Source organism: Nocardioides marmotae, from assembly GCF_013177455.1.
GTDB classification, from domain to species: Bacteria; Actinomycetota; Actinomycetes; order Propionibacteriales; family Nocardioidaceae; genus Nocardioides; species Nocardioides marmotae.
Map to the genome: position 1 here is coordinate 2,339,305 of NZ_CP053660.1, position 21,071 is coordinate 2,360,375.

Consider the following 21,071-nt stretch of genomic DNA (forward strand, 5'->3'; position numbering starts at 1 on the left):
GGAGCACCGAGCGATGTCCTCCGCCGCCCTCGACGGCACCGAGCGCGCGGCGCTGGAGGCGGTCAGCGCCCCCGGCGAGGTCCGCACCCGCGTGGTCGACCTCGCCGCGATGGCCCACGACGCCTCGCACTACCTCCTCCACCCCCGCGCGGTGGTCACCGCCAGCGACGCCGAGCACGTCGCCCGCCTGATGCGGGTGGCCTCCGCGCACGCGCTGCCGGTGACCTTCCGCTCGGGAGGGACCAGTCTCTCGGGGCAGGCCGGCACCGACGGGGTGCTCGTGGACACCCGCCGGGGCTTCCGGCGGGTGGAGGTGCTCGAGGGCGGCGCGCTCGTCCGCACGGGTCCGGGCGCGACCGTCCGTGCCGTCAACGCCCGGCTGGCCCCGCACCGGACCCGGCTCGGCCCGGACCCGGCCAGCGAGGCCGCGTGCACGGTCGGCGGGGTCGTGGCCAACAACTCCTCGGGCATGGCCTGCGGCACCGAGCACAACGCCTACCGCACCGTGGAGTCGTTGACCTTCGTGCTGCCGTCCGGCACCACGGTCGACACCTCCGACCCCGGGGCCGACGACCTGCTGCGAGCGGCCGAGCCCGCGCTGCACGCCGGGCTCGCCGCGCTGCGCGACCGGGTCCGGGCGAACCCGGACTCGGTGGCCACCATCCGGCACCAGTTCTCGATGAAGAACACGATGGGGTACTCCCTGGACTCCTTCCTCGACCACGACGAGCCGGTGCAGATCCTCGCCCGGCTCCTCGTCGGCTCGGAGGGGACCCTGGGGTTCGTCTCCGACGTCGTCTTCCGCACCGTGCCGGTGCGCCCGCACGCCGCCACGGCGCTGCTCGTCTTCGACTCCCTCACCGACGCCACCGACGCGCTGCCGGCCCTGCTCGAGGCCGGCGCCCGCACCGTCGAGCTGCTCGACGCGGCCTCCCTGCGGGTGGTCCAGCGCGAGCCCGAGGCCGGCCCCGCCCTGGCGGGCCTGGCGGTCGCCTCGCACACCGCCCTCCTCGTCGAGCTCCAGGCGATGACCGAGCACGAGCTGGACGCCGAGGTCGCGCAGGCCGACCGCGTCGTCGGCGGCCTGCCGCTGACGACGCCCGCCGCGTTCACGCGCGACCCGGGCGAGCGCGCGGGGCTCTGGCACCTGCGCAAGGGGCTCTACACCGCCGTCGCCGGCGCCCGCCCGGTCGGCACCACCGCGCTGCTGGAGGACATCGTCGTCCCGCTGCCCGTGCTCACCGAGACCACCGAGCGGCTCATCGAGCTGTTCGCGCGGCACGGCTACGACGACGCCGTCGTCTTCGGCCACGCCAAGGACGCCAACCTGCACTTCATGATCACCCCGCGGTTCGACGACCCCGCGGAGGTCACCCGCTACGAGGCGTTCACCGAGGACCTCGTCGACCTCGTCCTCGGGGCGGGCGGGTCGCTGAAGGCCGAGCACGGCACGGGCCGGATCATGGCGCCGTACGTCCGCCGGCAGTACGGCGAGGAGCTGTACGCCGTCATGCGCGAGGTCAAGCGGCTGTGCGACCCCGCCGGGGTGCTGAGCCCCGGCATCGTGCTCAACGAGGACCCGCGCGCCCACGTGGCCCACCTGAAGACCACCCCCGCGGTCGACGGTGCGGTGGACACCTGCGTCGAGTGCGGGTTCTGCGAGCCGGTCTGCCCCTCGCGCGACGTCACCACGACCCCGCGGCAGCGCATCGTCTTGATGCGCGAGCGCGCGCAGGCGGTCGCGGACGGCGACGTGGCCCGGGTGCGCGCGCTCGACGAGGACTTCGCCTACGAGGCCGTCGACACCTGCGCGGCCGACTCGATGTGTCGGACCGCCTGCCCGGTCACCATCGACACCGGCGCGGTGATGAAGCGCGTCCGCGCCGAGCGGCACGGCCGTCTCGTCCAGCGGGCCGGAGCGGTCGCCGCGGACCACTGGCAGGGCGCGGTCACCGGGGTGCGTGCGGGGCTCCGCCTCGCGGACGCCCTGCCGGCGAACGTGGTCGCCGGCGGCTCCCGGGCCGCGCGCAGCGTGCTCTCCCGCGACTGGGTCCCCCAGCTCGCCGACGACCTCCCCTCCCCCGGCCCGCGCAGGACCGGCACCGGGCCCCGCGAAACGGGCCCGGCCCCGGCCGCGGTGTTCCTCCCCTCCTGCGTGGGCTCGCTCTTCGGCGCCGCCGACGCCGCCGGCACCGGATGCGGCGGCAGCTGCGGCTGCGCCGGCTCCGCCTGCGGCTCCACGGATGTCGCTGCGGGCACCGGTGCCCGAGACGCGGGCGCAGCCGAGTCGTTGCGCGCGCTCTGCGAGCGCGCGGGGCTCGCGCTGGCGGTCCCCGAGGACGTCGCGGGCCTGTGCTGCGGCACCCCGTGGCAGTCGAAGGGGCTGACCCGGGGTTACGAGCGGATGTCCGCTCGCACGTTCGAGGCCGTCTGGGCCCTCTCCGACCAGGGCCGGCTCCCGGTGGTCAGCGACGCCGCGTCGTGCAGCCTGGGCCTGCGCGAGGTGGTCGAGCGGGCCGGCCGGGCCGACGCGGGACGGCAGCTGAGCGTCGTCGACGCGGTGACCTTCGTCCGGACCACCGTGCTCCCCCGCCTGGAGGTCTCCCGGCGGCTGCGCTCGGTGGCCGTCCACCCGACGTGCTCCGCGGTGCACCTGGGCTCCCGCGGGGACCTCGAGGCCGTGGCCGCCGCCGTCGCCGAGGAGGTCGTGGTCCCGGCGAGCTGGGGCTGCTGCGGCTTCGCCGGCGACCGCGGGATGCTCCACCCCGAGGTGACTGCGGCCGCGACGGCCCCCGAGGCCGCCGAGGTCTCCGGGCACCGCTTCGACGCCTACGTCTCCGACAACCGCACCTGCGAGATGGGCATGTCGCGCGCGACCGGCCGCAGCTACCGCCACGTGCTGGAGCTGCTGGAGGAGTGCACGCGGTGACGGCGCCCGCGCTGGGGCCCGGATCAGCCCGGCAGGTCCCAGCGCAGCCGCATGGTCAGCCGCAGGTCCGCTCCCGGCGCCACCACGTGGCCGCGGGGAGTGCCGAGGCTGTCCGGCGGCGCCGTGAGCGGCTCCACGCACAGGGCGGGCGCCAGCTGCTCGTAGAGCATCCAGGTCGCGGAGCTGCTCTCCACCGTCAGCACGGGGCCACCCGGCCAGCGCAGCACCGGCGGAGCGGCCAGCGCGGTGAACACGTCGTCCCACGGGCGCTGCCCCAGGTCGGTCCCCGGCTCGCCGGGGATGCCCGGCGCCAGCGGCTGGTACCTCAGGCCGGGTGCCACCTCGAGCTCGACCGGCCCCTGGCCCAGGTCCCGGCGGAACCACGGGTGGAAGCCGAGGGTCGCGGGCATCGGCCGCTCGTCGTTGCGGCAGCGCAGCTCGACCTCGAGCGACTCCTCGGTGAGGACCACCCGCTGCCGCACCTCGCCGCCGAAGGGCCATTCCGGCGGCAGCGCCACCGCCAGCTCCGCGGAGCGCGCGTCGTGGCGCACGACCTCCCACGGCGCGTCCTCGACGAGACCGTGGGCGGCGTGGGGACCGTTGTTGCGGGGCAGCCGGTGCTCGCGCCCCTCGAAGGAGAAGCGCCCGTCCCGGACGTTCCCGGCGTACGGCGCCATCGGGAAGCTGCCGTCGAACCAGGACGAGGGCCCGGGGCCCTCGTGCGGGGCGCCGCCGAGCAGCTCGGTCCCGTGCAGGCGCAGGCTCGTGAGCCGGGCGCCTCGGGTGGAGTCGATCGCCGCGGAGATCCCGCCGGCGACCAGCCGCACGCTCAGTACATCACCCATCCGCCGTCGACGTTGATCACCTGTCCGGTGATGAACGAGGCCTCGGGGCTGGCGAGGAAGACGAAGGCGCCCGCGAGGTCCTCGGCCATCCCGCGCCGCTGGAGCGACTGCAGGGGCAGGATCTCCGCGGCCACCTTGTCGGCGTCCGGGTCGAGCTCCACCTCGTTCTCGGTCCGGATCGCGCCGGGCATCACCGCGTTGACCCGCACGCCGTGCGGGCCGAGCTCGCGCGCGAGGGCGCGGGTCATGCCGAGGATCGCCGCCTTCGAGGCGGTGTAGTGCACCGCCCACGGCTGTCCGGTCCGGACCATCACCGAGGTCAGGTTGATGATGCTGCCGCCGGTGGCGACCAGGTCGTCGCGGGCGGCCTTGGCGAGCAGCCAGGTGCCGCGGGTGTTGACCGCCTGGACGAGGTCCCACTGCTCGACGGTCAGCTCGTGGTAGGGCGAGCGGCCGGACGCGGCCGCGTTGGCCACGACCGTGCTCAGCGGGCCGAGCGCGGCGCGGGCGTCCGCGACCACCTGGCCCGGCCCGTCCGGCGTGGCGAGGTCGCCGGGGACCGCAACGGCGGTGCCGCCGGCGGCCCTCAGCTCGGCGACCAGCTGCTCGGCCGCCTCGGCCATGGCGGGGGTGGGCTCGTGGGCCACGGCCACGGCCGCGCCCTCGGCGACGAAGGACCGGGCGACCGCGGCGCCGATCCCGCGGGAGCCGCCGGTGACCAGCGCCGTCTGCCCGCGCAGCCGGCCTCCGGAGATGGGTGTCGTCATGTCAGCGACCTTCCTGCCAGACCGCCCTCGACGGTCAGTACCGCGTCGACCAGGGCCTGGGTGGCCTCGGCCTCCGGTCGGGTGAACAGATCCATGGGGCTCCCGGTCTCGACGATGCGCCCGCCGGACATGACCGCGACCCGGCTGGTCGTGTAGGCGACCACGCTGAGGTCGTGGGCGATGAGCACGAGGGTCAGGCCCAGCTCGGCGACCAGGTCCTTGAGCAGGTTCAGCACCTGCGCCTGGATCGAGACGTCCAGGGCGGAGACCGGCTCGTCGGCGATGACCACCTTCGGGTGCGGCATCAGCGCCCGGGCGATGGCGATCCGCTGGAGCTGTCCCCCGGAGAACTCGTGGGGGTACTTCGCCAAGGCGTCCGTCCCGAGCCCGACCTGGTCGAGCACCTCCTTGACCCGGGCGCCGTGGTCGACGTCGATGGCCAGCGAGCGCAGCGGCTGCACCAGGGACGCGCCGACCTTCATCCGGGGGTCCAGCGAGGAGCGCGGGTTCTGCAGGACCAGCTGCACCGAGCGTCGGAAGTCGCGGCGGGCCTCGCGGTCCGCGGTCCAGATGTCCTGGCCGCGGTGCTGCATGACGCCCGCGGTCGGCGCCTCCTGCCCCACGAGGATGCGGGTGAGGGTGGACTTCCCCGAGCCGGACTCACCGACCAGGCCGATCGCCTCGCCGGGCATCGCGTGGAAGTCCACGTCCGTGAGGGCGTCGAGCCGGCCTCGGGGGCCGAGGAGCCGGGTCCGTGCGAGCTTGTACTCCTGGCTCACCCCGACCGCGGCGATGACCGGGGTGGTGCCCGATGCCTGCTCGGGCGCCGCGCTCATCGGGCCACCGCCATCGCGTCGGTGCGCTCCGGGTGCCAGCAGGCGGCCCGGGAGTCCTCACCGGTCAGCACCGGCACCACCTCGCAGCGGGCGTCGGCGCGCGCGCACCGGGTGCGGAACGGGCAGCCGGTGGGCATCAGGTGCAGCGGCGGCACGCTTCCGGGGATCGAGGGCAACCGCGTCGTCCCTTCCAGCTCGATGTTGTCCAGCGTCGGCTGGGAGTCCAGCAGCCCGCGCGTGTAGGGGTGGCGGGGCGACCGGAAGACCACGTCCACCGGGCCCTCCTCGATCACGCGGCCGCCGTACATGACGACCACGTGGTCGCACATCGCGGCGATCACCGGCAGGTCGTGGGTGATCATGAGCAGCGCGCTCCCCCGCTCGCTCACGGCGTGGTCGAGGAGCCGGAGCACCTGCTTCTGGACGGTGACGTCCAGCGCGGTGGTCGGCTCGTCGGCGATGATCAGCTGCGGGTAGCAGGCCACCGCCATCGCGATCATGATCCGCTGGCGCTGGCCCCCGGAGAGCTCGTGCGGATAGGCGCGGAGCATCTGCTCGGGGCGGGGCAGGTTCATCTGGGCGAGCAGGTCCAGCGCCTGTGCCCTGGCCTCCTCGCGCGAGACCTTGAGGTGTCGGCGGATGACCGCGGTGATCTGGGCGCCCACCCGCTTGGTCGGGTTCAGCGCCGAGAGCGGGTCCTGGAAGACCATCGACAGGGTCCGGCCGCGCCGGCCGGAGAAGCTGCGGTCGGAGATGGTGGTGAGGTCCACGCCGTCGTGGTGGACCTCGCCCTCGGTGCGCCAGCCCGGCTGCAGGAGGCCCATCACGGCCAGCGCGGTCAGGCTCTTGCCGGCACCGGACTCGCCGACGATGCCCACCCGCTGGCCCCGCCGGACCTGGATGTCGACACCGCGCACGGCGGTGAGGTCCGAGGTCCGGACGACCAGGTTGCGGACGTCCAGCACCAGGTCGGCCTCGGCCCCGGACGTCACCGGGGCGGGCCCGGTCGGTGTTCCACGGTCGCTCATCGGGCCCTCTTTCGCATCCGGGGGTCGAGCACGTCACGGAGTCCGTCGCCGAGCAGGTTGAGCCCCAGCACCGCGAAGACGATGGCGAGCCCCGGCCAGACGGCCAGCGGGCTCGAGACACCGACGGTCTCCTGCGCCTCCTTGAGGAGCATCCCCCAGGAGACGTCGGGGCGGTTGACGCCGACTCCGAGGTAGGACAGGCCCGCCTCGGTGAGGATGCCCACCGCGAAGAAGAGGGTGAACTGCACGATCATCACCGAGAGGATGTTCGGGACCACGTGCCGCGTGAGGATGAACAGCTTGCGCCGGCCGTAGAGGCGCGCGGCGGTGATGTAGTCCTCGCCGAGCACCCGCAGCGCCGCCGCCCGCACGACGCGGGTGTAGGAGGGCATGAGGAAGACCGACAGCGCGAAGATCGTCGAGCCGATCCCGGCGCCGACCGTGGCGGCCAGCACCAGGGCGAAGACGATGCCGGGGATCGAGAGCAGGACGTCCGCGACCCGCATCACCGACTCGTCGACCAGGGGGCGTGAGGACGCCGCGACCAGTCCGGCCACCGTGCCGACCACCAGCGCCAGGAAGGCGGCGCCGGCGGCGACGATGATCGAGCTGCGCGCACCGACCATGAGGGCGCTGGCGACGTCGCGGCCGAGCGCGTCGGTGCCGAGCAGGTGCCCGGGCGAGCCCGCCGGCAGGAGCCGGTCCGCGGGCGCGACGGCGTTGGGGTCCGCCGGCGTCCAGAACAGGGAGACGACCGCCACGAGGAGGAAGGCGGCGGTCATCACGATGCCCACCACGAGCGAGACGTTCCACGCGGCCCGGCGCCGCCGGGCCGCCTTGCCGGAGAGGTCCCCGGCGATCATCGAACCTTCGACAGCAGCACTCATCGAGACACCCTTACGCGTGGGTCGAGGACTCCGTACAGGACGTCGACGGTCAGGTTCACGAGCATGACGAACGCGACGATGATCATCACCGAGCTCTGCACGACAATGATCTCGCGGGCGCTCACGGCCGAGAGGATCATCCGGGCCAGGCCCGGGAGGGAGAAGACCTCCTCGATGATCACCGTGCCGCCGATCAGCTCGGCCGCCAGGAGCCCGACGACGGTCACCAGCGGGAGCGCCGCGTTTCGGACGCCGACCCGCATCAGGGCACCACGGCGGGTCATGCCCGTGGCGCGGGCGGTGCGGACGAAGTCCTCGTTCATCACGTCCATCACCGCCGTGCGGGTGTACCGGCTCAGCGTCGCGGCCATGACCATGCCCAGCGCGAGCGCCGGGAGGACCAGCGAGCGGGCGGCGTCCACGGCCGACGTCGACCACGGGGTCCACCCGCCGGTCGGCAGCCAGCCGAGGCGCAGCCCGACGAACATCGAGAGCAGCACGCCGGCCCAGAAGACCGGGATGGCGATGCCGACCTGGCTCAGCATGGCGACCAGCGCACCGATCGGCGTGCCGGCCTTGGTGGCGGCGTACGTCCCGACCGGCAGGGCGATCACGAGGGCCAGGAGCATGCCGCCCAAGGCGAGCGGGACGCTCACCGGCAGGCTGTCGGTGAGCAGCTTCGTGACCGGCTCGCCGGTGCGGAACGAGGTGCCGAAGTCACCGGTCAGCATGCCGCCGACCCAGTCGAAGTACTGCACCGGCAGCGCACGGTCGAGCCCCAGCTCCGCCTCGAGGGCGTCGATGGCCTCCGGAGTGGCGCCCTTGCCGAGCATCACCGCGGCGACGTTGCCGCCGGCGGCCCGGATGAGCACGAAGATCAGGATGGAGGCGGTGACCAGCGCGAACCCGAAGAAGGCGAGGCGTCGCGCAAGGAAGACCAGCATCGGTGTCCTCTCCTGCGCCCGGCGGAGCCGGGCAGTGGTCGCAGATCCCCCCGGGCTGCAGCGGCCGGGCGGTGATCCTGTGGTGGGTGCAGGGGCGGACCCGGGAGAGCCTGGTCGGCTCTCCCGGATCCGCCCTCAGCGACGAGCTGTCACCAGCTGAAGTTGGCGAAGTTGATGTCGATGTGGATCTTCGGCTCCTGCCAGCCCTTGAGGTCGGGGTGGATGAGGCCGACCCCGTCCTTGGCCAGCAGACCGACGATCACGGCGTCGTCCATCAGAGCCTGGTTGGCCTGGGCCATCAGGTCGTCGTGCTCCTCGGTGGTGAGCGCGGCGTCGGCCTGCTCCATCAGCTCGGTCATCTCCGGGTTGCAGTACGTCGTCCACCCGGCCTTGGCCTGGTCGGTGCACGCGAACTGGGTGATCGGCGCGGGGTCCGACATCACGGTCACGTCGAACTCCGGCGGCCGGCCCTGGAAGATCAGCTGGGAGTAGCGGGCCAGCTCCAGGGCGTTGCGCTCGATGTTCGCGCCCACCCCTTCAAGCTGCGGGATCAGCAGGTCCGCGGGGAGCGAGAGGTCGGGCACGTCGCTCAGCGAGGCGAACTCCAGCGGCTCGCCCCCGTAGCCGGCCTCCTGGAGCGCCGTCTTCGCGGCGTCCGGGTCGAACGGCGAGGGGCACTCCTCGCCCTCCTCGGTGAACTGCGGGTCGTCGGAGAGGCCGTAGCCACAGGTGGCCGTGGCGCCCCACGGGGCGTTGAAGGCGTCGATGAACTGCTGACGGTCGAAGGACTGCGCCAGCGCGCGGCGCACCTCGACGTCGTCCAGCGGCGGTCGCTGGCTGTTCATCGCGACGTAGAGCATCTCGCCGTTCTGCGGGTAGGTGACCATCTCGAAGTCCTTGTCGAACCCCTGCGTGGTCAGCCGCTCCCACAGGTCGATGGTGATGACCGGCATGGCGTCGGCCTCGCCGGCGCGCATCGCGTTGAGCGCTGCGGTGCCGTCGGGGACGATCTTGACCTCGACCTCCTTCAGGCTGGGCTCCTCGCCCCAGTACTCCTTGTTGAGGGAGAACGTCAGCCCGGAGTTGGGCTTGTAGGCGTCGAGCACGTAGGGGCCGGTGCCGATGGGCTTGGTCGCGATGCTCCCGGCCGAGGCCTCGGGCTGGATGAGACCGGACATGCCGCCCATCCCACGGAAGAAGGACTGGCTCGGCCGGCTCAGCGTGACGGTGACCTCGCGGTCGCCCGTGGCCTTGATCGACGAGACGGCCGCGAACGGCGCGGCGTACGTCGTGATCGGGCTCTCCTGCATCGCGGTCAGCGAGTAGACGACGTCGTCGGCGGTGACCGGCTCACCGTTGGAGAAGGAGGCCTCGCGGATGGTGAACGTGTACTCGGTCTGGTCCTCGTTGATCTCCCAGGACTCAGCGACCGCGGGCTGCGCCTCGCCGTCCTCGTCGAAGGTCACCAGCGGCTCCACGACGTTCCCGGGCAGCCAGAGGACCAGCGCGGTCAGGTTGTTCTTGACGTAGTCCATCGTGCCCGGGTCCTGGAGGGCGAGGAACACCGCCTTGTCCTGGTCCGCGCGGGCCGACGCCGCGACGCCGCCCCCACCGCTCCCGTTGCTGTCGCCGCCCGATCCGCAGGCGGCCGTGAACAGCAGGCCGCACGTGACGGCGGCCGCAGCCAGTCCTCGACCGAACCGCCCTGCTCGTTGCCTTCCCATGAAGGCCCCCCTCTCGCTCGCGCAGGCCGGAATCTCCGCGCCGGCGTTCCAACTAATAAAACGACGGGTTCAGTATCTGGATCGAAACAACCCTGGTCAAGGGTTCAAACCTGCAAACCCAGTTAAGTTCGTGTTACGCCAGGTGCACTCGTTGGTCCATAGAGCGAAACCGGGACGCCCGGCACTCGGACCCGTGCATGGAAGACCCGGCCCGCCGCGGGGTCGGCGGCGAGGGCCGCGGCGTCCATGTCCTCCTGGGCGGTCGTGACGAGCAGGTCGCGCCCGTCCGGCCCGCCGAGCGCCACGCTGGTGACCTGCGGCGTCGGCACGCGTACGACGTCGCGCACCGCACCGTCGACCAGGCGCCACGCCTCGTGCGTGCCGTACATCGCCACCCACACGCCGCCGTCGACGTCGAGGGCGAGTCCGTCGGGCAGGGCCGGCCCGTCCGCGTCCGGACCGGGGGGCAGCTCGATCGAGCGCCGGGAGCGGGCGACGGTCCCAGCGCGTGGGTCGACCTCGTGCTCCCACAGGCACCGCGCCAGGGAGTCGGCGTGCAGCAGCCGTGCGTCGCCGGACCACACCATCCCGTTGGAGAGGGTGATCCCACCGGCGACCCGGCGGACGGAGCCGTCGGTCTCGACCACGTGGAGGCTGCCTGCGCCAGGGCGCCGTTCGCGGTCCACCGAGCCGATCCAGAACCGCCCGGCGGGGTCCGCCGACCCGTCGTTGAGCAGGTGGCCCGGGGGCAGCGGGACCGTCGCCCACGGCGTCGTGGCCCCGGACCGGGGGTCGAGCACCAGCAGGTCGGTGTCCTGGGCGATGAGGACCCGCCCGCCGGCCGCCGGATGAGCCACGCTCATCCGGCGGCCGGTGCGGACGACCTCGCGCACGTCGTCCAGGCCGGGCCCGCAGGTCCAGAGCACGCCGGCGGCCGCGTCGACCCACCACCAGGCGCCGTGCGCCCAGCGGGGGCTCTCGCCGAGCGCGCACGCCGGCGCGTCCACGGCGACCACCTCGAGCGGTGCGGGCCGCACCGTCAGCCGTCCGCCTGGACGGGGCGGTAGGCGACCACGTCGACCTCGTACTTCAGGGCGCCGATGCCGCCGGCGACCGTGGTGCGCGCCGGCAGCGGCGCGGCCTTGAAGTACTGGGGGTACAGGCGGTTGTACTCGTCGCGGTAGGCCATGTCGCCGAGGAAGGAGCGGACCTGGACGATGTCGTCCATCGACGCACCCGCCGCCTCGAGGATCCGGGCGACGTTGGCCAGGGAGCGCTCCATCTCGCCGGCGAAGTCCTCCTCGACGTAGGCGCCGGTGTCGTCGACGGAGGCCTGGCCCGAGACGAAGATGAAGTCCCCCGCCCGGATCGCGGGCGAGAAGGGCAGGTGGCTGACCGGCACGTCACCGGTGATGGCCTCACGGGGCATGGTGGATCTCTCTTTCGGTGGGGTGGGAAGGGAGGACAGGAAGGTCAGGAGTCGCGCGCATCGGCCGGGTAGGCCGTGGCGGGCTCGAAGGGGTACATCGGGCGGCGGCGGTGGGCGTAGGCGAACGCCTCCACCGAGAGCCGGGTGACGCCGGGGGTGTCGACGACGAGGTGTCCCCCGCAGACGTCGGCGTAGCCGGCGCGCGGTCCGTTGACCCCCTTGGCGACGATCGCGCGGAAGGAGCTCGGGTCGAGCGCCACCGAGCGCAGCTGGTTGGGGGTGATCGGCTGGACCAGCTTGGAGGTGAGGACCACGGTGACGCCCTCGGTCGTGCGCAGGGCGACCATGTCGCCGGCGTCGAAGAAGCGCAGGCCGCCGTGGGCGATCTTCGGCTCCTCGTACCGCCCGTCGGAGCGGCCGACCACGACGGCGTCGATCGGCACCGGCCGGCCCTCCTGCTCGACGCTGCGCCCGCCGACGGCGACCTCGACGCGCTCGCCGACCTCGCGGCCGGCCAGCGCCGCCACGGTCGCCGGGTCGAGGAGGACGACGACCACGCCGTCGATCCCGCGGCGGACGGCCTCGGCGAGCAGGACCGTCGAGTCACCCGGTCCGCCGCCGCCCACGTTGTCGCCCACGTCCAGGACGAGCAGCGGCTCGTCGCCGGTGTGCTCGGCGACCCGGTCCAGCCCCTCGTCGACGGAGAGCCCGCCGCCCTGGAGCTGCTCGCGGGCCGCCCACACCTCGGCGGCCATGGTCCGGGCCACCTCGGCCGCGGCCTCGCGGCCGTCCTCGTGGGCCGCGACCACCGACATGCCCATCTGGGGCACGTCGGCGTACGGGAACCCCTCGACGATGCTGACGTCGAGGACGCCCGGGAGCTGCTCGAGCTCGCGGGACCGGGCGAGCAGCGAGGCCATCGGTTCCTCGGCGGTGTCCTGCCGGGTGATCGTCACGACCAGCGGGAGCATCTCGAGCGCGAGCCCCGGCCGCCGGCCGGTGCGGATGATCTCGAGCACCCGGCTGCGGCACTCGATCCCGCGCTCGCGGGGATCCACGTGCGGGTTGGTCTGGTAGGGCAGCAGCACGTCGCACGCCTCGACGAGCCGCTCATCGACGTTGGCGTGCATGTCGACGACCACGCCGATCGGCACGTCGGGGCCGACCACGGCGCGCACCCGGGAGGTGATCTCGGCGTCGGCGTCGTGGACGCCCTCCGCGACCGCCGCGCCGTGCAGCCCGAGGAGGACGCCGTCGAAGGGTCCTTCCCGCCGCAGCAGGTCGACCATCTCGCCGACGATGGTCTCGAAGGCCTCCGCCGTCACCGCACCGCACGGGTTGATCCAGGCAGCGAGGAGGGGGACCAGCTCGGCGGGGTCGGGGTCGTCGTCCTGCGCGGCGAGGAAGCCGGCGAAGGTGGCCTGCGAGGTGGCGTAGTGCTCCACCATCTCCTGACCACGGTGGATGCCGCCGTCCTCGTAGGTCGCCAGATCGGCTGGGACGGTCGAGAACGTGTTGGTCTCGTGCCCGAGCCCGAGGACTGCCAGACGGGTCATGTGCGGGGGTTCCTCTCTCCGGGCCCCGCGTGGGGGGCGGGTGTCTCGTGGGGTCGACCCAGCCAGGACTGCACCCGCTGGGGGATCTCGTCGAGCGTGGTGGGCGCGGGTCGGTGCTCCGGTGCGACGAAGCGGCCGAGGTCCTTGAGACCGTGGCCGGTGAGCACGACGCACGGCTGGTCGTCGGGCCCCAGGCGGCCGGCCTCCACGTCCTGGCGGACCGCGGCCAGGGCGAGCGCGGAGGCGGGCTCCACGAAGATGCCCTCGGTCTGCGCCAGCAGGCTCTGCGCCGCCCACGCGTCCTCGTCGGCCACGGGCGCGCCCCAGCCACCGGAGCGGCGGACGGCGTCGAGGGCCAGGTCGCCGTCGGGCGGGACCGGCAGCTGCAGCCCGGAGATCCGGGTCTCCCAGGTGTCGATGCGGGGCCGGGACAGCTCGCCCGACACCGCGCGGGCGATGGGCGCGCAACCGGCCGGCTGGGCGACGACCACGGCCGCGTCCGACCCGCCGGCGCGCAGCCCGCGCTCGGTGGCGACGAGCAGGCCACCGCCGCCGGTCGGGACGTAGACGTGCGTGGCGTGCCCGTGGGCGGCGATCTCCTCGCCGATGCCGTCGGCGCCCCGCATCCCCTCGGGGTTGTGGGCGTGGGCGGTGATGGTGAGCAGCAGGCCGTGATCCTCGGCGATCTCGCCCAGCCGGGCCATCACGTCGGGACCGAGCAGCGGCATCGAGAGTCGGAGCACGCCGTACGGCGCGATCGACGCGAGCTTCTCGGCAGGGGCGTCCTCGAGCACGAGCAGCACCCCGGGCAGACCCGCCCGGGCGCCGTAGGCGCTCATCGCGGCGCCGCCGTTGCCCGACGACGTCGCCATCCAGCCCCGGCGGCCGTCGCGGAGGGCGACCCGGATGCTCTCGGCGGCGATGCGGTCCTTGTAGGACCCGGTCGGGTTGAGGTACTCGGCCTTGGCCCACAGCCCGGCCAGTCCCCAGCGCTCGGCGAGCGCGTGCAGGGCGACCATCGGCGTCCCGCCCTCACCCATGCTGAGCCGGTCGACCGGGAGCGCGGCGGCGCTCATGCGTCCACCCGCTCGGCGACGATCGCGAGCGTGTCGCCCGCGCTCACCCGCGCCCGGCGGCGGACCAGCATGACGACCCCGTCCTGAGGGCTGCGGACGTCCGCGACCGTGCACCCCTCCTCATCGAGGATCGACCCGAGCCGCTCCCCCGCGCGCACCAGTCGGCCGACCTCCGTGGCCGTGACCAGGTAGCCGTCGACGTCGGCCTCGACGCCGCCGTCGGTGTCCCCGTCGCCCCGGACGGTCGTCGACGGGGCCGCGGGCGCCGGCGCCTCCTCGATCATCCCGAGGTGGTGGAGGACCCGGAGCACGCCGTCGACGTAGCAGTCGAGGTCGGCGCTGCGGACCTGGCCGCCACCGTGTCCCTCGACGTAGAGGGCCGGGACGCCGAGGTCGGCCGCCGCGGACAGGGAGCGCCCGGGCGAGAGGTCGGGGTGCTGCCACAGGAAGGGCGCCCCGAAGGCCCGGGCGGCCTCGGCCGCTCGCTCGCACCGGGGCCCCTCGCCCGCGTGGTAGCCGGCCAGCAGCGGCATGTCGAAGCCCTCGCCCGCCGAGTGCAGGTCGATGAGGAGGTCGGCGCCCGCGATGAGCCGATCGGTCAGGTACGCCGCGACGCGCTCGGTCGGACGGCCCTCCGGGCTCCCGGGGAAGACCCGCGCCAGGTTGAGGTCGTCGACCGGGCTGGCCCGGGTCACGGACGCCCACGCCGCGGGATGCGCGGGTGCGGCGACCCGCACCGAGCCACGCAGCCCCTCGGGGTCGAGCGCGGCCAGGACCCGGCGCGCGGCCAGGACTCCCTCGAGCTCGTCGCCGTGCACACCACCGAGGATCGCGACCGTGGGACCGGGCTGCCGACCCCTCGTCAGACGGAGGCGCGGGAGCGCCTCCCCTACCCGTTCAGCGCCCATTCCGACCGTCCTCATATTCCACGTAAAGAAATCTGCGTTTCGGAGAACGGTAGCAGTCGGGTTCGCTCGGAAGCCGTCTAAGTCCAGGCGCGAGACCGCTTCGTACGCCGCCACCGGCGGGTCCGGTGCACTACGCTGATCCGCGACCACGAGGTGCTCGGCGTCATGCTGAGCGGCAGGACGGAGAGCCGGGCTTTGGCGCAGACACGGGACCATTCCGACGCAGGCGACGCGCCGGCCTATCCCCTCCGAGCAGTGGATCGGGTCTGCGACATCCTCGACATCCTCGCCAACTCCTCCACCGGGGTACCGCTGTCGGCGGTCGCCGAGGGCGCCCAGATGCCGAAGAGCTCCACCTTCCGCTACCTCAGTGCGTTGGAGGCCCGGCGCTACATCGAGCGGGAGCCGGAAACCGGCGCCTACCGCCTCGGTCTCGCGTTCCGCCCGCAGAGCACCCACGCGATGGAGCGGCTCACCGAGCTCGCCCGTCCCGCGCTGGAGAAGCTGCGCGACCAGCTCGAGGAGACCACGAACCTCGGGGTCCTCGACGGCGCTTTCATCGTGCACAACGTCGTCGCCGAGTCCGCGCACATGATGCGGCTGGCCGCCCGCGTCGGCGAGCGCGGCTACGTCCACAGCACGGCCCTGGGGAAGGCCATCTGCGCGACGCTGCCCGAGGACCGCGTCCGCTCGGTGCTGGCCGCCTCGGGGATGCCCCGGTTCACCGACCACACGATCACCGATGCGGAGGACTACCTCCGCGAGCTCGAGCAGGTCCGCAGCCAGGGCTACGGCCTGGACGAGGCGGAGAACCAGGACTCCGGTCGCTGCGTGGGCGTGGTCATCGAAGGGATCGGCCTGCCGGCCGGCATCAGCATGAGCGCCCCCGCCGAGCGCTTCCCGGCGGAGCGGACCGAGGACGTCGTCGCCCGGCTGCGCAAGGTGGCCCGGTCGCTCTCGCGCCAGATGCGCGCCTGAGCGGACCCGGCCGGCAGCGCCCGCCCGGTCCCTGACCACGCCCCGATCGGCCGGCCGGCCCATCGGACGCGCTCCGACACCCGCTCGACCCCGCAGCCGCGCCGCGAGGCGCCGGATGGTCCCTGGCGTGCGCCCGGGCGATCACCTTCCGGTCCGGTTTCGCCGCCGATCCGCGGTCCGCACTTGTCACTCATTCTGAGGGATGACCAGCGCAGGAAGCTCTCCTAACGTCGATGGCCGTGACGACCATCGGAAGGCGTTGAGATGGCAACTGACAGAAACGATCAACCGACGGCACCAGGCAAGGCGGCGGATCCGGGCCGGACGTTCATCAGCTGGACCTCGATGGCGATCCTCATCGCCACAGCGGTCGCCAGCGTGCGCGGGCTCCCGGCGATGGCCGCCTACGACTGGGCCTCGATCTTCCTCTACGTGCTGCCGGCGATCCTGTTCATGGTGCCGGTGGCACTGGTGGCCGCCGAGCTGGCCAGTGGCTGGAAGGGCGGGGTCTTCGCGTGGGTCAAGGAGGCCTACGGCGACCAGATCGGGTTCTTCGCGATCTGGCAGCAGTGGATGCAGAACGTCGCGTGGTACCCGGCCCAGCTGGCCTTCTTCGCCTCGGCGCTGGCCTACGTGTGGGACCCGAGCCTGGCCAACTCCGGGCTCTTCACCGGCCTGGTCATCCTGGTCGTGTACTGGGTCTCCACCCTCATCGCCACGTTCGGCGTCGACGCGTTCGCCAAGGTGGGCACCTGGGGCTTCCTGGTCGGGACGCTCGTCCCGGCCACGGCCCTGATCGTCTTCGCGGTGATCTTCCTGGCCGACGGAGGAAAGTCGCAGCTGCCCGCGGTCAGTGACGCGGAGTGGTTCCCGAAGTTCACCGGCCTGGCGAGCATCGTGCTGATCGTCAGCAACTTCCTCTCCTACGCCGGCATGGAGATGAACGCGGTCCACGTGACCGAGATGCGCAGGCCCGCCAAGGAGTTCCCGAAGGCCATCGTCCTCTCCGTCGTGCTGATCCTGTTCGTCTTCATCCTGCCGACGCTCGCCATCTCGGTCGGCGTGCCGGGGTCCAGCGTCAACCTGACCCAGGGCGTGCTGCAGGCCTTCGACGTGTTCTTCAACCATCTCGGGATGTCCTGGGGGACCACGGTGATGGCGTTGCTGATCGTCATCGGGATCCTCGCCTCGGTGGTCACCTGGATCCCCGGACCGAGCAAGGGTCTGCTGCTCGTGGGCAAGGACGGTTACCTCCCTCCGCGTCTGCAGGGCACCAACAGCCGGGGCATGCAGGTCCCGATCATGGTGGCTCAGGGACTCATCGTCACGGTCCTGTCGATCCTGTTCGCGGTGCTGCCGTCGGTGCAGTCGGTCTTCTGGATCCTCACCGCCATGGCCGTGCAGCTCTACCTGATCATGTACATGATCATGTTCCTGGCGGCCATGAAGCTCCGCCGTACGCACCCGGACGTCAAGCGCGGCTTCCGGTCGCCGGCGATGCCCGTGGTCGGGACCATCGGGTTCGTGGCCAGCCTGGCCGCCTTCATCCTCGGCTTCGTCGAACCTTCGGGGAACGCGGACTCGACACCACAGAGCATCTACATCCTGATCCTCGTCGCCGGCATCGTCCTCCTCGGCGTGTGGCCCTTCGTCCTCTACCGGCTGCGGAAGCCGGAGTGGAAGATCGAGCCCACCCCGGACGGCACCGATGCCCACGGCCCGCAGGGTCATGGCCAGGGTCAGGAGGCCTGAGTCCGATGATCACCAAGCATGCACGTGCAGTCCGCTCCTCCGTGTGCGCGGCGAGCCTGGTCCTCGGAGTGGGGCTGGGCGTCTCCGGTTGCTCCGCAGCAGGGAGCGCGTCGGACTCCGGGGGCGACGAGGCGCGCACTCTCGCGGGCCAGCTCAACGACCGCCTGGCCGCGAGCGGCCTGTCCACGGTCGACACCGAGACGGCGACCGCGCTCTACGGCACCGACGGTGGCGTGAGCTGCGAGAACGTCGGCGAGCTCCAGCAACAGCTGGCCCTCTCGCAGTTCGGCAACAACTCCGTCAACCTCCGCCGGGTCGTGCTGGACCCGAGCCTCGTCAGCTACGACCTGGCCGTCATCGAGACCTATTGCCCCGACCAGCTCGGCGACTTCGAGGACCTCGTCGACGAGCTCGACACCGAGGAGACGGTCCCGACCCCGTAGGACCTGGTGGCGAGAGCTGGACCCACAACAGATGCGACCGAGCAGTAGCCATGCATGACACACCTACCCGCGCGACCAACGCGTGGACCTGAGGAGTCGACTTACATGTTGCACAACAAGAACTCAGTCCGAGGCGCTCTCGAGGACGACGTCTTCGCCTCGACCGACCTGTCGACCGCGATGCCGAAGTATCGCTTCCCCGACGACGAGCACGTTCCTCGGCACGCTTTCCAGGTCGTGCGCGACGAGCTGATGCTCGACGGGAACTCCCGCCAGAACCTGGCGACGTTCTGCCAGACCTGGGTCGAGCCCGAGATCAACGAGCTGATGACGCTGTCGGTCGACAAGAACATGATCGACAAGGACGAGTACCCCCAGACCGCCGAGCTGGAGGCGCGGTGCGTGCACATGCTCGCCGACCTCTGGAACAGCCCGGACGCCGCCGACACGATGGGCACCTCGACCACCGGCTCCAGCGAGGCCGCCATGCTCGGCGGGATGGCGCTGCTGTGGAAGTGGCGCGAGCGGCGGCGCGCCGCGGGCCTGCCGACCGACCGACCCAACCTGGTCACCGGGCCGGTGCAGATCTGCTGGCACAAGTTCGCCCGCTACTGGGACGTCGAGCTGCGCGAGATCCCGATGGAGGGCGACCGGCTGCTGATGACGCCCGAGGAGGCGGTCGCGCGGGTGGATGAGAACACCATCGGCGTGGTCCCGACCCTGGGTGTCACCTTCACCTGCCAGTACGAGCCCGTCGCCGACGTCGCGGCTGCGCTGGACAAGCTCCAGAAGGACACCGGCCTGGACATCCCGATGCACGTCGACGGCGCCAGCGGCGGGTTCATCGCCCCCTTCGTCGAGCCGGACCTGGTCTGGGACTTCCGGCTGCCGCGGGTGAAGTCGATCAACGCCTCCGGCCACAAGTTCGGCCTGGCGCCCCTCGGCGTCGGCTGGGTCGTGTGGCGCGACGCCGAGGACCTGCCGGACGACCTGGTCTTCCACGTGAACTACCTCGGCGGCGACATGGCCGTCTTCGCCCTCAACTTCTCGCGTCCAGGCGGCCAGATCGTCGCGCAGTACTACAACTTCCTGCGGCTCGGGCGGGAGGGCTACCGGAAGATCCACGAGGCCGGCTACGAGACCGCGCGATACCTCGCCGGGGAGATCGCCGCGATGGGGCCCTTCGAGCTGATCTACGACGGTCACGGGGGCATCCCCGGGCTCACCTGGAAGTTGAAGGAGGGGGTCGACCACGGGTTCAACCTCTTCGACCTCGCCGACCGGCTGCGCACCCGCGGCTGGCAGGTGCCGGCGTACACGCTGCCGCCACACCGCGAGGACCTGGCCATCCAGCGCGTCCTGGTGCGTCACGACTTCAGCCGTGACATGGCCTCCCTGCTGCTCGACGACTACCGCCGGTCGATGGCGATGCTCGACAAGCACGCGCCGAAGGAGTCGCTGACGGCGGAGGAAGGGACCAGCTTCAACCACGCGTGAGGAGGCGCGCCGGATCCGGCTCCGGCTCCAGATCGACGGATCCCTACGGGGAGACACGTTGGCCCATGGCGGCGGCAGTCGCCGTCGCCATGGGCCTGACCGCCCAGCTCCCCGACGACCTGCGCCTCGCGGAGCCCTGGGTGCTTCCCAGCACCGCCGGCCTGCTGCTGGTGGTGCTGATCGCGGGTGATCCGGGGCGGATCAGCCGACGTACGACGATCCTGCGTGCCTCGTCGATCGCGTTGATCGCCGTGCTGGCTCTCGCCTCGAGCTGGTCGATGGTGCGGCTCGTCCACGACATCGTCACGAACGGGCCCGAGACGGACTCGGCGAGCGAGCTGCTGCGGGCGGGCGGTTGCGTCTGGCTCGGCAGCGTCATCGCATGCGCCCTGCTCTACTTCGAGCTCGACTGCGGCGGCGCGGCTGCTCGCGCCGAGCGGATGCCGCGCACTCCGGACCTCGCCTTCCCGCAGCAGCTGACCCCTGAGGTGAGCCCCGAGGGCTGGCGGCCGCGGTTCGTCGACTACCTCTATCTCGGACTGACCAACGCCACCGCCTTCAGCCCGACCGACGTGATGCCGTTGGTGCCGTGGGCGAAGGCTGTCATGTCGATCCAGGCGGTGACGTCGCTCGGCGTCATGGCCCTCGTCGTGGCCCGGGCGGTCAACGTCCTGCAGTGACCTCAGCCGACGGCGGTGGCCCGTACCGTGGAGCACCAGCTCTCCGGCACGAGCACGACCTGCTGGGTCCGCCCCGCCGTCTGACCAACATTGGCGATGCTGCCTCGGAGTCGCCGTCAAGGCTTCGACTGAGCGCACTGTGTTCCCATGGCGAGCCGGTGGGGTGTGGCGTCACGCGGATCGGTCGCACTCCCGCTCGGGTTGCTGGCGCTGTGGTTGCTGCCGAAGGGGTACCCACTTGGCTCCCATCCCTCCATGGCACACGGCGCCGCGGAGATCGCAGTTCGCGCTTTCTTACAGCGCGTCCGCGCTTGCGGCGAGCGTCCGTAGTACCGCGATGTGGCCCTTGAAGGCCACGCGGCCCTCTTTCGTGAGTCCGGCCCATGTGCGGGTGCGCGTCGCGACCGTTCCCTTTCTCAGTTCGATATAGCGGGCGTCTTCAAGGACTTTCAGGTGCTTGCTCAGCACGGAGTGAACCGTCACGGGTTCTCCGCCGCTTCTATACGGGGTGCGGCTCTCGGTTGAGAGTCGCGTAGTGGGCTCGCTCGAACTCCACCGGGGTCATCATCCCAAGGGTGCCGTGCAGGCGCCGGTTGTTGTACCAGTCGACCCAGCCGGCGGTGGCGAACTCGACGTCACCGATGGTCCGCAGCGGGCCGGCATGGAAGACCGTGGTGCGCACGCACTCGGTCTGGTAGAGCCCGATCACGCACTCCATCAGGGCGTTGTCGTAGGCGTCGGCAACAGTGCCGATCGAGGGCATGCTGCTCATCCTCCTGGACTCAAACAGGA

General features: G+C 72.2%; 19 protein-coding genes and 1 pseudogene. 6 read left to right on the top strand and 14 right to left on the bottom strand.

Annotated features, from left to right (window positions below; genetic code table 11):
* Positions 1 to 13: 13 nt before the first annotated feature.
* Positions 14 to 2,929 (top strand): FAD-binding and (Fe-S)-binding domain-containing protein, encoded by a 2,916-nt coding sequence (locus HPC71_RS11305; protein ID WP_154614211.1) that lies wholly within the window; start codon positions 14 to 16, stop codon positions 2,927 to 2,929.
* 23 nt (positions 2,930 to 2,952) lie between these two features.
* On the opposite strand, the gene HPC71_RS11310 is transcribed toward HPC71_RS11305, so the two are convergent.
* The 12 genes from HPC71_RS11310 to HPC71_RS11365 form a co-directional block, all read right to left on the bottom strand.
* Positions 2,953 to 3,774, bottom strand: a complete 822-nt coding sequence (locus HPC71_RS11310) for an aldose 1-epimerase (protein WP_154614210.1) — start codon at positions 3,772 to 3,774, stop codon at positions 2,953 to 2,955.
* Positions 3,759 to 4,541, bottom strand: coding sequence for an SDR family NAD(P)-dependent oxidoreductase (locus HPC71_RS11315; protein WP_154614209.1), 783 nt, complete (start codon positions 4,539 to 4,541; stop codon positions 3,759 to 3,761). Before HPC71_RS11315 ends, HPC71_RS11310 begins: the two co-directional genes overlap by 16 nt.
* The gene (locus HPC71_RS11320; RefSeq protein ID WP_154614208.1) at positions 4,538 to 5,377 is read right to left on the bottom strand and encodes an ATP-binding cassette domain-containing protein; all 840 of its coding nucleotides are present in this window, start codon (positions 5,375 to 5,377) and stop codon (positions 4,538 to 4,540) included. Before HPC71_RS11320 ends, HPC71_RS11315 begins: the two co-directional genes overlap by 4 nt.
* A complete protein-coding gene (locus HPC71_RS11325; protein WP_154614207.1) occupies positions 5,374 to 6,405 on the bottom strand; it encodes an ABC transporter ATP-binding protein in 1,032 nt (343 codons plus the stop codon). The genes HPC71_RS11320 and HPC71_RS11325 overlap by 4 nt, the downstream gene beginning before the upstream one ends.
* Positions 6,402 to 7,292, bottom strand: a complete 891-nt coding sequence (locus HPC71_RS11330) for an ABC transporter permease (RefSeq protein ID WP_154614206.1) — start codon at positions 7,290 to 7,292, stop codon at positions 6,402 to 6,404. The genes HPC71_RS11325 and HPC71_RS11330 overlap by 4 nt, the downstream gene beginning before the upstream one ends.
* Positions 7,289 to 8,236 carry an ABC transporter permease gene (locus HPC71_RS11335; protein WP_154614204.1) on the bottom strand — a complete coding sequence of 316 codons (948 nt, stop codon included), beginning with the start codon at positions 8,234 to 8,236 and terminating at the stop codon, positions 7,289 to 7,291. The genes HPC71_RS11330 and HPC71_RS11335 overlap by 4 nt, the downstream gene beginning before the upstream one ends.
* A gap of 149 nt (positions 8,237 to 8,385) precedes the next feature.
* Positions 8,386 to 9,960, bottom strand: coding sequence for an ABC transporter substrate-binding protein (locus HPC71_RS11340; protein WP_154614202.1), 1,575 nt, complete (start codon positions 9,958 to 9,960; stop codon positions 8,386 to 8,388).
* A gap of 122 nt (positions 9,961 to 10,082) precedes the next feature.
* Positions 10,083 to 10,967: an SMP-30/gluconolactonase/LRE family protein gene (locus HPC71_RS11345; RefSeq protein WP_171896704.1), complete on the bottom strand. Its 885-nt coding sequence runs from the start codon at positions 10,965 to 10,967 to the stop codon at positions 10,083 to 10,085.
* A 32-nt stretch (positions 10,968 to 10,999) separates the two neighbouring features.
* Complete coding sequence (locus HPC71_RS11350) at positions 11,000 to 11,389, bottom strand: RidA family protein (RefSeq protein ID WP_154614198.1); 390 nt, start codon at positions 11,387 to 11,389, stop codon at positions 11,000 to 11,002.
* 44 nt (positions 11,390 to 11,433) lie between these two features.
* The gene (locus HPC71_RS11355) at positions 11,434 to 12,945 is read right to left on the bottom strand and encodes a M81 family metallopeptidase (protein ID WP_154614196.1); all 1,512 of its coding nucleotides are present in this window, start codon (positions 12,943 to 12,945) and stop codon (positions 11,434 to 11,436) included.
* Complete coding sequence (locus HPC71_RS11360; protein WP_154614194.1) at positions 12,942 to 14,021, bottom strand: pyridoxal-phosphate dependent enzyme; 1,080 nt, start codon at positions 14,019 to 14,021, stop codon at positions 12,942 to 12,944. The genes HPC71_RS11355 and HPC71_RS11360 overlap by 4 nt, the downstream gene beginning before the upstream one ends.
* Positions 14,018 to 15,145, bottom strand: coding sequence for a succinylglutamate desuccinylase/aspartoacylase family protein (locus HPC71_RS11365; protein WP_154614192.1), 1,128 nt, complete (start codon positions 15,143 to 15,145; stop codon positions 14,018 to 14,020). The genes HPC71_RS11360 and HPC71_RS11365 overlap by 4 nt, the downstream gene beginning before the upstream one ends.
* Before the next feature lie 39 nt (positions 15,146 to 15,184).
* On the opposite strand from HPC71_RS11365, the gene HPC71_RS11370 reads away from it, so the two are divergent.
* From HPC71_RS11370 to HPC71_RS11390, 5 genes are all read left to right on the top strand, one after another.
* Positions 15,185 to 15,907: an IclR family transcriptional regulator gene (locus HPC71_RS11370; protein ID WP_171896706.1), complete on the top strand. Its 723-nt coding sequence runs from the start codon at positions 15,185 to 15,187 to the stop codon at positions 15,905 to 15,907.
* Positions 15,908 to 16,171: 264 nt separating this feature from the next.
* Complete coding sequence (gadC, locus tag HPC71_RS11375) at positions 16,172 to 17,659, top strand: glutamate/gamma-aminobutyrate antiporter GadC (protein WP_154614188.1); 1,488 nt, start codon at positions 16,172 to 16,174, stop codon at positions 17,657 to 17,659.
* 5 nt (positions 17,660 to 17,664) lie between these two features.
* A complete protein-coding gene (locus tag HPC71_RS11380; RefSeq protein WP_154614187.1) occupies positions 17,665 to 18,102 on the top strand; it encodes a hypothetical protein in 438 nt (145 codons plus the stop codon).
* Positions 18,103 to 18,207: 105 nt separating this feature from the next.
* Positions 18,208 to 19,599, top strand: a complete 1,392-nt coding sequence (gad, locus tag HPC71_RS11385) for a glutamate decarboxylase (RefSeq protein ID WP_154614185.1) — start codon at positions 18,208 to 18,210, stop codon at positions 19,597 to 19,599.
* A gap of 65 nt (positions 19,600 to 19,664) precedes the next feature.
* Positions 19,665 to 20,279, top strand: coding sequence for a hypothetical protein (locus tag HPC71_RS11390; RefSeq protein ID WP_154614183.1), 615 nt, complete (start codon positions 19,665 to 19,667; stop codon positions 20,277 to 20,279).
* A 294-nt stretch (positions 20,280 to 20,573) separates the two neighbouring features.
* Here the strand turns inward: HPC71_RS11390 and HPC71_RS11395 are convergent, their stop codons facing one another.
* Positions 20,574 to 20,747: a transcriptional regulator gene (locus HPC71_RS11395; protein WP_154614181.1), complete on the bottom strand. Its 174-nt coding sequence runs from the start codon at positions 20,745 to 20,747 to the stop codon at positions 20,574 to 20,576.
* 31 nt (positions 20,748 to 20,778) lie between these two features.
* A pseudogene (locus HPC71_RS11400) lies at positions 20,779 to 21,039 on the bottom strand (integrase core domain-containing protein); the annotation flags it as partial.
* Positions 21,040 to 21,071: the final 32 nt, after the last annotated feature.

What these genes read in the sequence shown, in the direction of transcription:
- HPC71_RS11315 (WP_154614209.1), bottom strand. Translation starts at nt 4,541, where the DNA reads ATGACGACACCCATCTCCGGAGGCCGGCTGCGCGGGCAGACGGCGCTG.
- HPC71_RS11340 (WP_154614202.1), bottom strand. Translation starts at nt 9,960, where the DNA reads ATGGGAAGGCAACGAGCAGGGCGGTTCGGTCGAGGACTGGCTGCGGCC.
- HPC71_RS11330 (WP_154614206.1), bottom strand. Translation starts at nt 7,292, where the DNA reads ATGAGTGCTGCTGTCGAAGGTTCGATGATCGCCGGGGACCTCTCCGGC.
- HPC71_RS11325 (WP_154614207.1), bottom strand. Translation starts at nt 6,405, where the DNA reads ATGAGCGACCGTGGAACACCGACCGGGCCCGCCCCGGTGACGTCCGGG.
- HPC71_RS11365 (WP_154614192.1), bottom strand. Translation starts at nt 15,145, where the DNA reads ATGGTCCCGTGTCTGCGCCAAAGCCCGGCTCTCCGTCCTGCCGCTCAG.
- gad (WP_154614185.1), top strand. Translation starts at nt 18,208, where the DNA reads ATGTTGCACAACAAGAACTCAGTCCGAGGCGCTCTCGAGGACGACGTC.
- HPC71_RS11310 (WP_154614210.1), bottom strand. Translation starts at nt 3,774, where the DNA reads ATGGGTGATGTACTGAGCGTGCGGCTGGTCGCCGGCGGGATCTCCGCG.
- HPC71_RS11350 (WP_154614198.1), bottom strand. Translation starts at nt 11,389, where the DNA reads ATGCCCCGTGAGGCCATCACCGGTGACGTGCCGGTCAGCCACCTGCCC.
- HPC71_RS11355 (WP_154614196.1), bottom strand. Translation starts at nt 12,945, where the DNA reads ATGACCCGTCTGGCAGTCCTCGGGCTCGGGCACGAGACCAACACGTTC.
- HPC71_RS11390 (WP_154614183.1), top strand. Translation starts at nt 19,665, where the DNA reads ATGGCGGCGGCAGTCGCCGTCGCCATGGGCCTGACCGCCCAGCTCCCC.
- HPC71_RS11335 (WP_154614204.1), bottom strand. Translation starts at nt 8,236, where the DNA reads ATGCTGGTCTTCCTTGCGCGACGCCTCGCCTTCTTCGGGTTCGCGCTG.
- HPC71_RS11360 (WP_154614194.1), bottom strand. Translation starts at nt 14,021, where the DNA reads ATGAGCGCCGCCGCGCTCCCGGTCGACCGGCTCAGCATGGGTGAGGGC.
- gadC (WP_154614188.1), top strand. Translation starts at nt 16,172, where the DNA reads ATGGCAACTGACAGAAACGATCAACCGACGGCACCAGGCAAGGCGGCG.
- HPC71_RS11380 (WP_154614187.1), top strand. Translation starts at nt 17,665, where the DNA reads ATGATCACCAAGCATGCACGTGCAGTCCGCTCCTCCGTGTGCGCGGCG.
- HPC71_RS11320 (WP_154614208.1), bottom strand. Translation starts at nt 5,377, where the DNA reads ATGAGCGCGGCGCCCGAGCAGGCATCGGGCACCACCCCGGTCATCGCC.
- HPC71_RS11305 (WP_154614211.1), top strand. Translation starts at nt 14, where the DNA reads ATGTCCTCCGCCGCCCTCGACGGCACCGAGCGCGCGGCGCTGGAGGCG.